Source organism: Pseudomonas sp. W2I6 (genome assembly GCF_030815935.1).
Lineage (GTDB): Bacteria > Pseudomonadota > Gammaproteobacteria > Pseudomonadales > Pseudomonadaceae > Aquipseudomonas.
The window spans coordinates 6483598-6497158 of record NZ_JAUSXJ010000001.1; the positions used below are offsets into that span (position 1 = coordinate 6483598).

7 protein-coding genes, 2 rRNA genes and 2 pseudogenes are annotated in these 13561 nt (G+C 59.4%); 3 read left to right on the forward strand and 8 right to left on the reverse strand.

The window, feature by feature from the left end:
- Positions 1-39: 39 nt before the first annotated feature.
- Together rrf (QF039_RS30040) and rrf (QF039_RS30045) are read left to right on the forward strand one after the other, a co-directional pair.
- Positions 40-155, forward strand: a 5S ribosomal RNA gene (gene rrf, locus QF039_RS30040).
- 109 nt (positions 156-264) lie between these two features.
- A 5S ribosomal RNA gene (gene rrf, locus QF039_RS30045) occupies positions 265-380 on the forward strand.
- A 78-nt stretch (positions 381-458) separates the two neighbouring features.
- On the opposite strand, the gene QF039_RS30050 is transcribed toward rrf (QF039_RS30045), so the two are convergent.
- The 4 genes and pseudogenes from QF039_RS30050 to QF039_RS30065 all read right to left on the reverse strand — a co-directional run bounded on the left by QF039_RS30050 (position 459) and on the right by QF039_RS30065 (position 5784).
- Positions 459-1634 (reverse strand): PepSY domain-containing protein, encoded by a 1176-nt coding sequence (locus QF039_RS30050; protein WP_307522143.1) that lies wholly within the window; start codon positions 1632-1634, stop codon positions 459-461.
- 71 nt (positions 1635-1705) lie between these two features.
- Positions 1706-4198, reverse strand: a pseudogene (locus QF039_RS30055) (TonB-dependent siderophore receptor).
- Positions 4199-4303: 105 nt separating this feature from the next.
- Complete coding sequence (locus QF039_RS30060; RefSeq protein WP_307522146.1) at positions 4304-5287, reverse strand: FecR domain-containing protein; 984 nt, start codon at positions 5285-5287, stop codon at positions 4304-4306.
- A complete protein-coding gene (locus QF039_RS30065) occupies positions 5284-5784 on the reverse strand; it encodes a sigma-70 family RNA polymerase sigma factor (RefSeq protein ID WP_008433614.1) in 501 nt (166 codons plus the stop codon). The genes QF039_RS30060 and QF039_RS30065 overlap by 4 nt, the downstream gene beginning before the upstream one ends.
- Before the next feature lie 279 nt (positions 5785-6063).
- Here QF039_RS30065 and QF039_RS30070 point away from each other — a divergent pair, with 279 nt between their 5' ends.
- Complete coding sequence (locus QF039_RS30070) at positions 6064-7944, forward strand: methyl-accepting chemotaxis protein (RefSeq protein ID WP_003218243.1); 1881 nt, start codon at positions 6064-6066, stop codon at positions 7942-7944.
- 42 nt (positions 7945-7986) lie between these two features.
- Here QF039_RS30070 and QF039_RS30075 read toward each other — a convergent pair whose 3' ends face one another.
- From QF039_RS30075 to QF039_RS30090, 4 genes and pseudogenes are all read right to left on the reverse strand, one after another.
- Entirely contained in the window at positions 7987-8436 is a 450-nt protein-coding gene (locus QF039_RS30075; RefSeq protein ID WP_177067541.1) for an SRPBCC family protein, read from the reverse strand.
- A gap of 27 nt (positions 8437-8463) precedes the next feature.
- Positions 8464-11844 carry an amino acid adenylation domain-containing protein gene (locus tag QF039_RS30080; protein WP_307522149.1) on the reverse strand — a complete coding sequence of 1127 codons (3381 nt, stop codon included), beginning with the start codon at positions 11842-11844 and terminating at the stop codon, positions 8464-8466.
- A pseudogene (locus QF039_RS30085) lies at positions 11841-12789 on the reverse strand (diiron oxygenase). Before QF039_RS30085 ends, QF039_RS30080 begins: the two are co-directional and overlap by 4 nt.
- Complete coding sequence (locus QF039_RS30090; RefSeq protein ID WP_307522151.1) at positions 12786-13550, reverse strand: DUF3050 domain-containing protein; 765 nt, start codon at positions 13548-13550, stop codon at positions 12786-12788. The pseudogene QF039_RS30085 and the gene QF039_RS30090 overlap by 4 nt, the downstream one beginning before the upstream one ends.
- Positions 13551-13561: the final 11 nt, after the last annotated feature.

The following is a 13561-nucleotide window of genomic DNA, read 5'->3' on the forward strand; positions in this document are numbered from 1 at the left end:
GAAGCGAGGCCAACTGGCCACGACTCAGTACCCGAATTTCTTGACGACCATAGAGCATTGGAACCACCTGATCCCATCCCGAACTCAGCAGTGAAACGATGCATCGCCGATGGTAGTGTGGGGTTTCCCCATGTGAGAGTAGGTCATCGTCAAGATTAAATTCCGAAACCCCTGATTGCTAACGCAATCAGGGGTTTTGTTTATGTAGAAGTCCATGATTTTCACCGGCACGTTGCGAACGCAACGGTCTGGTACACAGAATTTCTTGACGACCATAGAGCATTGGAACCACCTGATCCCATCCCGAACTCAGCAGTGAAACGATGCATCGCCGATGGTAGTGTGGGGTTTCCCCATGTGAGAGTAGGTCATCGTCAAGATTGAATTCCGAAACCCCTGTCTGCTAGCGCAGACAGGGGTTTTGTCGTTTAAGGGCTGGGCAAACAACTAGAATCGACTCACCCTTTGCGTGCCTTACTGCTTCGCCTGGCCATTAACTTGCGCCACCATATATAGATCCCGGTAGCAGACAACATCGCGATCACAGCTCCCAGCAGCGCAATCAGCACCTGACCCGCCACCCCGATGATCCTGCCCCCATGGATCGGCAGTTGCAGCCGATAAAAGCGCTCTCCCAACGTACCTTGCCCTGCTATTTCCTGCCCCAGTAAACGCCCATCCGTCCCGTGGAAAAACAACCAGGATTTCCCATGGGCCTCGGTATCATGTTGTCCAAAACCCGCCCCATAAAAGTTGTACTCAAAGCTGTAGTAAAGCTCTCCAATCGCCGCCGTCAGTCCCAGCCGCTTGCCTTCCTCCAGCGCCCGCTCATAGGCCTGTTGATAACTCAGTTGTGTCACGCCCAATTGCTCGGCGGGTAACCCGCCACGGGCCTCATAGACGCTAGGCTCAACCGGTGAGAACAGCGAGACAGCAGGCTTGAACACCTGGCTCGGCAAATTCATCGCGACGCTGCTGACTGCAATCGGCAGCAACAACAGCCAAAGCCATAACCCGCCTGCACGATGCAGGTCGAAGTTCAGCCGGTAAGCGTGGCCGCCCTTGATCTTCCACGCCGTGGACCACTTCTTCCAGAACGGTTTACCTCTCGGCAGGGTCAGCCACAGCGCGATAAAACAATCGAACACCCATGCGATCGCCACCAGTCCCATCAGCCACAAACCCCAATTACCCGGCAGTGTCAGGTTGTAGTGAAATTCCAGAATGAACGGGATGAAGTTCTCGCGCTGAAAGCAGCAAGCCCCCCAAACACGCCGGCCCATTTCTTCGCCGCTGACCGGATCCAGGTAAAAGACCTGGTTGGGCTCCTCAAAGGGTTTGCCCGTCGCCGGATCGTTTCTCGCAACTGCCGCCAGCATCGCGGTATGACCGGCCTCTTGTGGATACTCCATGTACCAGACTTGCAGTTTGGGATGCTGCCCCTGCAACGTGTCCACCAGTTCACCTGGCGGCAATGCCGAACCTTTGGCCGTTGCTTCATAAAAGCCGTGATTGAGCCATTCATCCAACTCATGGTTAAACGCCAGAAGGCTGCCCGTGAGTCCCGCCATCATCAGAAACAACGCCGTTGCCAACCCGATGTAGCGATGAAGTAAAACCAGCAATGCGCGCATAAAAATTTCCTGCAAAGACGACAAAGCCAGCGCCTGGAATCAGGAACTGGCTTTGTATGAATCGAGAGGGATTAGAACTGGTAGCTCACCGTCGCACTGACGTTGCGCTCTTCACCCAGGTAGCAGAAGTTCAAACTGGCACACGACGCCACGTACGACTCGTTCGTCAGGTTGTTGGCATTCAGGCGTACATCCACACCCTTCAGTCCAACCTTGCCAAGGTCATAACCCATCGAGGCATCAAACAGCGTGTAGGCGGGCACCTTCATGGTGTTCTCCGCATCTGCCCAGCTGTAGCCGACATAACGAACACCACCACCGAGTCGCAGGCCATCCAGTGCGCCGCTATCGAACTTGTAGTCTGCCCATACCGACGCCATATGACGCGGCGCCTGCGTCGGCGAGTTTCCCTTGTTCTCGATCACGTTGTCTGCGGTACTCAGCGTGCTGACCATCGACTTCGAATACTCGATATCGGTGAAGGTATAGCTGCCCAACAATTTGAGATGGTCGGTCAACTGCATATGCGCCTCCAGCTCCAGGCCCTGGGAGCGCACAGCGCCGACCGCGCGATAGAAGTTTTCCTGCGGCAGTTTGGTCGCCAGGTTTTCCTGGTCGATGCGGAACAGCGAGGCCGTGAACAAATTGTCGGTACCCGGCGGCTGATACTTCAAGCCGACTTCCCACTGGGTGCCGTCGGTAGGTGCAAGGGGATTGCCGGCACTGTCCGAATAGGAGTTCGGGTTGAAGGATTCGGAATAGCTGACGTAGGGCGCGAGACCATTATCAAACAGGTAGAGCGCTCCCGCCCGGCCGGTCAGTTTGGTACGTTTATCACTGATCTCTGTGCCCAGCGGCCGTCCCGCTTCGGCAATGCGATTTTCATCGGAGGTCTCAACCCAGTCCTGACGCAGCCCGAGGGAGAACCGCCACTTGTCCATCTCAATCAGGTCTTGCAGGTAAACGCCGGTCTGCTCGAGCCGGCGCAGATAACTGGTTGGGCTGTAATAGCTGATCTAGGAATTGCCATACACCGGGTTGAACGCATTGATTGGCGCAAGAGAGCCGCTGCTCCAGTCCACGACGGTTTTGCGCCGCTGATAGTCCGCCCCCATCAACACCGTATGCTTGGTCGCGCCGGTAAAAAATTCAGCCTGCAGCATGTTGTCGATGATGAACGCATGCAGCTTTTCGTCACCGCCTGAGTAGTAGCGATTCAGCTCATTACTGGTGGGCGTGGTCCAGCCATAGGCATACACCTGGTCCAGCTGGACCTTGGAGTCCAGATACCGAAAGTTCTGCCGCGCCGTGAAAACATCATTGAAGCGATGCTCGAACTGATAGCCGAACGACTGTTGATCACGCTTGTACCCATCAATGCCCGGCTCGCCTTCGAAGAAGTGATTGGAGATCCGCTGGCCGTTGCGCTGATGCAACGCGCCATCTGCCGGCATGCCTCCGTGGTAGCCACCGTCGGGGTCATGCTGCAGGTAAGCCTGGAGTGTGAGGGACGTGTCATCGGTAAAGTCGATGCTCAAGGTGGGTGCCAGCGCGTAGCGTTTTTCCTTGGCATGGTCGAATTGCGTGTCGGACTTGTCTGCAAGCCCGGTCAGTCGGTAAGCAATGCGCTTGTCGTCATCCATCGGGCCGCTGAGGTCGAAACCCATGCCTCGCTGCCCTTGGGAACCTATCGTGGCCTGGACCTGATGGTATGGCTCAAACAATGGCTTCTTGCTGGTCAACGCCACCAGCCCACCCGGCGAGCTGCGCCCGTAGAGCACTGATGACGGTCCTTTGAGGATATCTACGCGCTCGAGGAAATACGGGTCCACCTGCATGGTGCTGTAGGTTCCGCTGTCACCCATGGATTTCAAACCGTCCAGGTAGATGTTATCCACCGAACCGTCGTTGAAACCACGCATCGCCACATAGTCATAGCGGTGAGTGGCGCCATAAGGGTTGGTCAGCACGCCAGGGGTGTAACGCATGGCCTGGGCAACGGTTTGCGAGCCTTGGTCGTCCATCTGCTCGCGGGTCACCACTGAAACCGTCTGAGACGTTTCCAGCAGCGCGGTACTGGTCTTGGTGGCGATCTGGCTGTGGGTCGCGTTGTAGCCTTCCATGCTGCCCAGGGCATTACCCAGGGCGAAGCCTTTGATGTCGGTGGTCGGCAAGGTCAGCGCCTCGCTCTCGGGCTGGACCTGCAACACGAAACTCACGTCGTCCTGCGCCTGCGCCTGCAAGCCTGAGCCGTTGAGCAATTGGCTCAGGCCCTGTTCGGCCGAGTACTCCCCGTGCAGCCCGGGAGACTGTCGGCCCTGAGTCTGCGCAGGCGTGCTGGAAAGGGTGATGCCTGCCTGACGGGCAAACTGATTGAGCACATCGCTCAGCGCGCCTGCCGGGATGTCATAGCGCTGGCTGATACGTTCGACCCCGCTATCAGCCGCGACACCGGCCACTGGCAGCAAGCCGATGCCCATCGTGGTCGACAGCAATGCTGCGCGTACGGCTTTGCCGAGCAAAGGGTAGGAAGAGGGAGAGTTGCTGAAAAAACGCACAGTCATTATCGAGATCCGTAGAGGTCGCTGAAGGCAGATTGAATTGCTTACTGTCTAAGCCGGACTCACGGAAAAAAGCCGCCAAAAATAAATCAGGCACGCCAAAAATAATCAGGCCTGACGCTCCAGGCTCACCCACCAGCGGGTGCGATAGCGCAGGCGCACAGGCAGCGTCTGCGGAAGGATCGCCAATAGTTTCTCGGTGTCCTCCAGGCGAAAAACACCAGACAAGCGCAAATCTGCGATATCGCTCGAGCAGCCCAGATAACCATGGCGATAGCGCCCCACCTCCGCCAGGAAATCGGCAAGACGCATGTTGCGGGTGACGATCAATCCGTCGGCCCAGGCCGCTGTATCCATATCCGAAGGCGGCGCCAGAGCGGCCGCATTCTGACGCACCAGGTAGCTTTCTCCTGCATGCACTTGAGTGAAAAGCCCGTCGGCGGTATGCGGTGAATGAATCGCCACGTTGCCTGACGCGACGCTCAGACGTGTGCAATCGCTGTCCTGGCGCACCACAAATCGCCCGTCTATTCCTTCGAACAAACCATGACGGGTGCGAACCAGCAGGGGGGCGGTCGCCGCGGCGCCGCAGGTCACCAGGATTTCCCCACGCACCAATGTGATCAAGCGTTGTTGCGGGTTGAAGTCGAGGTCCACTGCGCTATCGGTATTGAGCTGCAGGCGCGTGCCATCCGGTAGTTGCACGCTACGGCGTTCGCCAGTGGTGGTAGCCAGGTCAGAGGTCCAACGCTGCCAGCCGGTGAGGTCTCGGCTGACCCAGGCCGCCGAACCCATCAACAGCACGCCGGACAATACCTTCAATGCCTGCCGGCGCCCAAGGCGCTGGGCACTGTTCTCCAGCGCCACATGGGCCCCGGGAATCGCCGCCAACTGGCTGCTTAATTCATGCTGCAGTGCCTGCACGCGTTGCCAGGCCAACTCGTGTTCATGATGAGCCTCGCGCCAGTGCTCGCACTGCGCCTTCAGGCGGACATTGGCGCGATTGTTACGCAGGCGCAGCATCCAGCTGATGGCCTGCTTGACCACCTGCGGGTCGATTCCTGCGCGCGCGGTGTTATCCATCGAGGTCATGCCTCATACCGCAGCACATAACAGTGATAAAGCGCCTCGGCGACATAGCGTTCCACCGAACGCAGTGATACACCCATCTGCTGCGCAATCTGCTTGTACGTCAGGCCGTCGCATTGAGCCAGTAGAAACGCCTTGCGTACCTTGGGCTTGAGTCCGTCCAGAAGCCGGGCGATGGACTCCAGCAATTCCAGAATCAACGCACGTTCTTCAGCACTCGGCGCCAAGGCTTCGGGCAAATGCGCGATGGACTCCAGGTAGGCGCGCTCGATTTCTTCGCGACGCCAATGATCGATCACCAGGCCCCGCGCGATAGTGCGCAGGAAAGCGCGAGGGGCCTTGAGTTCGAAACGTTCGGTTTTTTGCAGCAGCCGCACGAACGTGTCCTGGGCCAGGTCCGCCGCATCCGCTGCGTTACCCAGACGGCTGCGCAGCCAAGTGTTCAGCCAGCCATGATGGTTGCTGTAAAGCGTCTGTACTGCGTACTCGGATGAGGGCATTCACACGGCCTGGCAAAGCGTCACAAATGATAATTAGTCGCATTGTCGACAAGCCTGAAAAATTTTGCAACTCCTGACGTTAGAGCGCTACCACTGGTCGGTTTCTGACATTAAAAGCAGATGCTTCTCACAAATTCCTAAGATTTATCCTGCCTTGGCCGAAAGCCTGACGAGCCATGCGTGCACCGAAATAGAGCAGTCGCAGAGTCTGCCTATACCGTTACATGGAATGTTGCATCCGGCACGCTCACCCCCTTTTGGCAAAAAGAAGTCAATGAAATGAATCTCAAGTTCAGTCATAAAATTCTGTTGGCCGCGTCAGGCGTAGTGGTTCTGGCCTTCGCGTTATTCACGTTCTACAACGACTACTTGCAGCGCAATACCATCCGGCAAAACCTGGAGTCGTCCATTCAGCAATCCGGTGAACTCACCGCCAGCAGCGTGCAGAACTGGCTCAGCGGGCGGGTGCTGGTACTGGAAAGCCTCGCGCAAAACGTGGCCCATCAAGGCAGCTCTGCCGATCTTCCGGGGTTGGTCGACCAGTCGGCATTTACCTCCAACTTCCAGTTCACCTACGTCGGTTCCACCAACGGCGTGTTCACCCAGCGTCCCGACGCCAAAATGCCCGATGGCTACGATCCGCGTCAGCGTCCCTGGTACAAGCAAGCTGTCGCAGCCGACAAGACCATGCTTACACCGCCCTACATGGCTGCGGTAGGCGGGCTGATCGTGACCATCGCGATGCCGGTGAAAAAGAATGGCGAACTGCTTGGCGTGGTCGGCGGTGACCTGAGCCTGCAAACCCTGGTGAAGATCATCAACTCGGTGGATTTCGGCGGCATCGGCCATGCATTCCTGGTCAGCGGTGATGGTCAGGTGATTGTCAGCCCGGACCAGGACCAGGTGATGAAGAACCTCAAGGACATCTATCCCGGCACCAACGTGCGCATCGAGAAGCTCAGCCAGGAAGTGGTCTTGAATGGCCAGGAACGGATTTTGTCCTTCACCCCTATCAGCGGGTTGCCGAATGCCGACTGGTACATCGGCCTGTCGATCGACAAAGACAAAGCCTACGCACCGCTGGGTAAGTTCCGTACCTCGGCATTGATCGCCATGTTCATTGCGGTTGCCGCCATTGCCGTGTTCCTTAGCGTCCTGATCCAGGTCTTGATGCGCCCGCTGACCACCATGGGCCGCGCCATGCAGGACATCGCCCAGGGCGAGGGTGACCTCACCCGCCGCCTGACAGTGGAAAGCAAGGACGAGTTCGGTGACTTGGGCAGTGCCTTCAACCAATTCGTCGAGCGTATTCACGCGTCAATTTCCGAAGTTTCCTCGGCGACGCGCCAGGTGCACGACCTGTCCCAGCGAGTAATGGCCTCGTCCAACGCGTCGATCATCGGTTCCGACGAACAAAGCGCGCGCACCAACAGCGTGGCCGCAGCGATCAACGAACTGGGGGCCGCCACGCAGGAAATCGCGCGCAACGCTGCTGATGCTTCGCAACACGCCAGCGGTGCCAGTGAGCAGGCCGATGATGGGCGCAAGGTGGTTGAGAAAACCATCCTGGCGATGTCGGAGCTTTCGCAAAAAATTAGCCTGTCCTGCACGCAGATTGAAACCCTGAACGCCAGCACCGACAACATCGGCCACATCCTGGACGTGATCAAAGGCATCTCCCAGCAAACCAACCTGTTGGCCCTCAACGCCGCGATTGAAGCTGCACGTGCCGGTGAGGCCGGGCGTGGGTTTGCCGTGGTGGCGGATGAAGTACGCAACCTGGCGCACCGCACCCAGGAGTCGGCAGAAGAGATCCACAAAATGATCACCTCGCTGCAGATTGGCTCGCGTGAGGCCGTGACCACGATGAACGCCAGCCAGACCTCCAGCGAAGAAAGCGTCGAGGTCGCCAACCAGGCCGGTGAGCGCCTGGTCAGCGTGACGCAGCGGATCGTCGAGATCGACGGGATGAACCAGTCGGTAGCGGCCGCCACCGAGGAACAGACCGCCGTGGTGGAAACCCTCAACGTCGACATCAACCAGATCAACCTGCTGAACCAGCAGGGCGTGGCCAACCTCAACGAAACCTTGAAGGATTGCGACGCCTTGTCTCAACAGGCCAACCGCCTGAAGCAGTTGGTCGACAGTTTCAAAATCTGATCGATGAACACACAGGAGCGAGCCTGCTCGCTCCTGTCTCCTTTAGCCAAACATCGCTCGCACATTCGCCAGCGCACCGTCGGCGAATGCCTGCACAAACGGCTCAAATCCCTCCGCGCCAGGTTCAACCGGCTCGGCGATGATCGTCCAGGTCACCCGTGAGGATCCTGCTCCCAACGGTTCGACATCCATGGCGGCCCACAACCGTGCTACGCCCAAGGTGTTGTAGATCGTGGTCCAGGTCATGCGCATGGCCTGCTCGTCGCGGCTGTTGAGTTGCTCCACCACCAGGTGTCCATCGTGGAAGAACTTCTTGCGCAGCGATCCCGCGCCCGCACCAGTGATTTCGATGTGGGACAAGGCGGGGATGAATCGATCAAATCCGCCAAAGTCACCGACCACCGCCCACGCACTGGCGGCATCACAGGCAACCACAACTGAGGACACCACAGGTTTGGCGCAAGGGTTGCGAATCAACGTATCGGGTTTCATAAGGTCTTCCTTCAATTGAGAGCCTGGTCACAGGAAACCGGTGCTGCGCAGGTACTCGCAGCCCTTGCGTAACAGCGCCGGATTTTTTTCGGGGTAGCGCCCGCCCATCTGCTCGACGCCGCGTCGTGCGTTGTCATGGCGGATCATCGAGGTATCGCCGATGTCCTCGCCCACCCCGTTGAGGTAGAAGCCCAGTACGCCGAACAGCGCATTGCGGCTGTCCACTGTGTGCAGGTGACGTTGCCAGTGAGCCACGCTCACCAGCTCGAATGCGTGGCCTGCCTGGCGAAAGGCGTCGACGTAGGTTTCCCAGCTCAGGGGCTGCGGGTTATGCAGGTTGAACACCGTCCCTCCAGCACGGCAGCGGCTGCTGTGGAACGCAATAAACCGGGCGAGAAAGTCCACCGGCATCAGGTCGAAATTCAACTCAAGGTGCGGCACCAGGCCCAGTTGGAGTGAACCTTTGAGCATCAACATCAGGCGATTCTTCTGTGGCTCGCAGACTCCGCTGCGGCTGTTGAAGCTGATGTTCCCCGGGCGATGAATATTGACCCAGGCACCTTGCGCTGCGGCGCGTCCCAGCAAGCGTTCGGCAACCCATTTGGACAGGTTGTAGCCATTCTGGATGTAGAGCGGCGGGGTGGCCGCGGCGGGGTTTTCGAGTACCTGGCCATGTGCGTCGATAGTGCTGGCGGCCGACAGCGTCGAGATAAAATTGAAGACCTTCTTGCATCGGGTTTCACACAGGCGCAGGCATTCCAGCACCGGTTCGACGTTGTCCTTGGCCAGGGTGGCGTAATCCATCACATGATTGACGTGGGCGGCGTTGTGCACCAACACGCCGAACTCCCCGGCGAGGTAGTCATACACCTCACTCGACAGGCCAAGACGCGGCTGGCTGATGTCGGCGGCATACACCTGCACCCGGCTCAGGTCCAGGTGTTCCAGACGGTACTCTCGCAGGGCCTCGGCAAACCTCGCGGTCGCCGAATGTCCGGGCCGTTCGCGCACCAGGCACGCCACTTCAAGTGCACCCTCGGCCAACAGTGCCTCGACGATATGCACCCCGAGAAAACTGTTGGCCCCGGTCACGATCACCCGGCGGCGTTCGCCCGCCTGTTCAGCCGGCAATGCCTGCACATGCAGCTCACGCAGCGCATCCCGGGTAGCCTGGCCGGTCGGTGCTTCGGGTGGTGCGCCGTCACCCATCAGCGTAGCGAGGGTACGAACCGTGGGGGTTTCAAAAAACCGGCTTAGGGAGAGGCTGCGCCCGAACTGCTCGCGGATACGCAGCAGCATCGTCGACAGCAGGATGGAATGGCCGCCAAGATTGAAGAAGCTCTCGTCGGCCGACAGCTGCGTGACCGGCATGCCCAGCAACTCGCTCCACAGGTTGAGCAACTGCACTTGCATGGGCGTGTGCGGTTCGCCGTGAATGATGGCCGGCAGCGTTGGAGTCGGTAACGCCAGCAATGCCTGGCGGTCGACCTTTCCGTTGGGGGTGCACGGCATGCTCGCAAGTTCCGTGCACAGGGTTGGCCGCAAATAGTCCGGCAGTGTTTGCCGGGCATGCTGCGTCAGTGCAGGCAGGGCGTCTTGTGTTTCGGGCTGAGCAACAAAAGCCAGGATTCGCCGCTCACGGTCAATCACCACCGCCACTTGGCGAAACAGCTGACTGCTGCGCAGGCAATGTTCGATCTCTTGCGGTTCGACCCGGAACCCACGGATCTTCACCTGCTGATCCCGGCGCCCGGCCAACTCGATGCCGGCAGCGGTCCACTTCGCCAGGTCGCCTGTGCGGTAGGCCCGCAAGGTCTGGCCGTCGGGCAACTCCAGGGGGACGAAATGCTCGGCGGTCTGACGCGGCTGGTTGAGGTAACCCAGGCTGACGCCGGGACCGACGATGTACAGTTCGCCCAACACCTGCTCATCCACCGGTTGCAGGTGCTCGTCGAGGATCAGTACCTGGCTGTTGGCGATGGGCGTGCCGAGGTTGCGATTGCTGTCGCCCGGCTGCAACGTGTGGCTGGTCACCAGCACGGTGGCTTCGGTGGGCCCGTAGAAATTGTGCAGGCGACACTGGCCTGCCAACTGCTCGATGACATAGGGCTCGCACACGTCGCCTCCGCTCATCAGGTGCGCCAGGCCCAGGGGTTGATCCAGCGGCAGGATGCTCAGCAGCGCCGGCGGCAGGAAGGCGTGGGTGACGCGCTGTTGTCGGATCAACTCCACCAGTTGCTGCGGGTCGCGTCGCTGGTCCTCACTGGGCACGATCAGCTCGGCGCCCGCGATCAGGCTCGGGAAGATATCGATCAGGGACGAGTCAAAACTCAAGGGCGAAAACTGCAAGACCCGGCTGTGTTCGCTCAGCTGCACATGACCCCCGAACCAGGCGCTGAAATGGGCCACGTTGTGCTGGCTGAGCAGCACGCCCTTGGGTTGGCCGGTAGTGCCCGAGGTGTGGAGCACCATGCAAGGGTCGTCCATGGCGGGGCGCTGGCGCATTGGCAGCGAGGTGTCGGGAGTGTCGACGGCACTCACATCCAATGCACAAAACCCGTCCCGCAGTGGATGCTTGCCATCATCCAGCAGCACCGAGACGCCGGCGTTTTCCAGCATCGCTTGCTGGCGTTGCAGCGGGTGGCCCGGCTCCAGGGGCAGGTACACCGCACCGCAGGCGAGTACCGCGAGAATGCTGGCGTACAGCTCCAGGGATTTGTCCAGGCAGACGCCGATTACCGGCGGTGTGTCGTGGCGCCCAAGCAGAGGTCGCAGACGGTGCTGGATAGCCAGGCTCTGGCGATGCAACTGTCGGTAAGTCAGCCCGCTGCCGGCAATGTTCAACGCTGGCCGGTCGGCGAAGGTTTGCAGACTGTTTTCCAATCGTTCGATCAGGGGTACCTGGGCTTGCTGCTGCAGAACCAAATCGGCCGTCAGGTTAAAACGATGCAGGTACGCCAGGGATGCGAGCGCTTGCAGGCTGTGTTCCGGATCATCAGAGGCGACGGCCGCCTGCGAGAAATAGCCCGGGTCCCGGGAGAACCCACTCACCTGTTGGGCTACCCACTCCACCAGGCTGCTTACTGCGTGTTGACGCAGCCGTTGACCATTGCCACAGGCTTCTCCGGCAACCTCCAGGGTTGTCAGGAGTCGCCGTGAGTGGGCGTAACACCTGAGCTGCAGGGCCGGCAATCCACAGCCGGTCAACGCTCCCATACCCACGCGCAGGCTCATCAAGGCTGTGCACGTCACGCCGGGCGGAACCTCCTCGCTACCGTCATCAATCAGCAGGTCTAGGTGGGTGACATCCTGTGCTCGCACCACCCCATGACCGTATTGCGCCAATGTCTCACCCAGTTCATTCAGCGCCGCGCTGAAGCCCGCCAGCCCAATCTTCAGGTGCCTCATGGGTGCCCTCCTGGCGCCGCAAGAAAGGCATCCAGCGCCCGAACCACACTCGGCGTTTGCAGCAGGCCGCTGTGGTTCAGGAAGCCCATGATATTGCCGATCAACGGGTGCTGGCGGGTAATGGGAAAGCCCATCGCCTGCACTTCAGTGCGCAGCGCAGAGCGCGTGCCGTCACTGACATCCAGGTGCTCGATCAAGTGCAGGTCGAAGTTTTTCTGCAGGTCGTGGGTCAGGTAATGCTGGAGAAAAACCGGCAGGATCCGGGCGATACAGTCGCGGTCCGCGGCGTCTGCAGACCGCCAATAAATACGCACCAGGCGCGTCCAGAAAAGCGCGTGGCGGCCCTCGTCAAACAAGTGGTCGGCCATCAACCCACGGATGGACTGCTTGACACTGTCGTCCTTGGAAAACGCTGCCACGTCATGGGTCACGGTGTTCTCGGCGATGGCCACGGCAATCAGTTCCACGGCATCGCGCAGGTGTTCGGGCGCCAGCGCCAGTGCGGCAGGCAAGGCGCGGCTCAGCTCGATTTGCGCGGGTAGTTCAAGGGGTGGGATCCCGGTCATCTCGATGGTCTGTTGCATGAAATCGAGGGCGACGAGGGGCGTGGTAATCCTCGTCCACCACCACGGTCATGGCGTCGTAGCGACAGGCAAGCGGGAAGGGCACCGAAAAGCGATTCTTGGCGATGCTGCGTGCGGTCTTGTCGACGATCTCGGTTTCAAAGATCACCACGTCGTTGATGAACTTGTAGAACGTCTGCAGCAAGACAAAATCACGGCACTGCGGGCATCGGTCGATAAAGGTTGCGCTCAGCACCAGGGGCTGTCGGCTCAGGGGGTAGATCAGTTTCTGATCGTTTTCCAGCCGCCGCCGCGGGCGTGTGCGGATGGTCGCGCGGCGCTCCCAGTCGTCGGCAAATGAGCGGTAGTCGGCAGGGTTCATGCGCTCATCTCCGGCAGGCACCTATGCAACCCATCCCATAAGGCCAGGCGGCTTTCCACGGCGCCGAGGGCGCAACTGTCGGCTTGCTGCTCGTGGCTTGGGTCGCCGAGGGTAAGGCGTTGCAGCAATTGCGTTGCCGCCGGGCCATGCTCCTGGGCGTCGATCTCCATGTGGCGCCTGAGGTAGTAGCAGAAGGTGGGCGCCTGGCGATGGAGCACCTCGCACTCCTCCAGGATGCGCTTGAACATCGCCGGGATGACGCTCTCGCGCCCGTGGAGAAAGGCAGCCGCCACGCAGTGCGTCGGTGCGTCCAGGGCAACCTGCAGGGTACTTTTGACGAACCGGGCCACGGACGGGTGGATATCGATTTTTTGCAGGGCCGTTTCTGCATCGTTGCCGTCACGCTGCAGGCTGACGAACCGCTCGATGTTCGCCGTGCTCGCGCCGACTTCACGCATGGCTTCCAGGTACAACTCGAAGTGGCTGCCGTGCCCATGGCCGGGATACGCGTCCGACTCTTCGCCCAATACGATCTCATTGATCAGGCGAGCCGCTTGCGGGTCCGTTGGCGGTAACCAGGGCAGGCGCATACCGGTGAGGTCATGTTGCAGGCGTTTGGTGAGTGTCATGAAGTCCCACACGGCGAATACGTGGTTTTCCATAAAGTACTGCAACTTTGGAAGGGTATTTATATGTTTGAATATTGGATGGATATGTAACTTCTGCTTTTTTTGTTTAAGCAGGTGTGAGTGCTGGAACATGTTGATGCCTA

Excerpts from the sequence above, each read along its gene's own strand:
- QF039_RS30050 (WP_307522143.1), bottom strand. The coding sequence starts at position 1,634 with ATGCGCGCATTGCTGGTTTTACTTCATCGCTACATCGGGTTGGCAACG.
- QF039_RS30060 (WP_307522146.1), bottom strand. The coding sequence starts at position 5,287 with ATGACCTCGATGGATAACACCGCGCGCGCAGGAATCGACCCGCAGGTG.
- QF039_RS30065 (WP_008433614.1), bottom strand. The coding sequence starts at position 5,784 with ATGCCCTCATCCGAGTACGCAGTACAGACGCTTTACAGCAACCATCAT.
- QF039_RS30070 (WP_003218243.1), top strand. The coding sequence starts at position 6,064 with ATGAATCTCAAGTTCAGTCATAAAATTCTGTTGGCCGCGTCAGGCGTA.
- QF039_RS30075 (WP_177067541.1), bottom strand. The coding sequence starts at position 8,436 with ATGAAACCCGATACGTTGATTCGCAACCCTTGCGCCAAACCTGTGGTG.
- QF039_RS30080 (WP_307522149.1), bottom strand. The coding sequence starts at position 11,844 with ATGAGGCACCTGAAGATTGGGCTGGCGGGCTTCAGCGCGGCGCTGAAT.
- QF039_RS30090 (WP_307522151.1), bottom strand. The coding sequence starts at position 13,550 with ATGTTCCAGCACTCACACCTGCTTAAACAAAAAAAGCAGAAGTTACAT.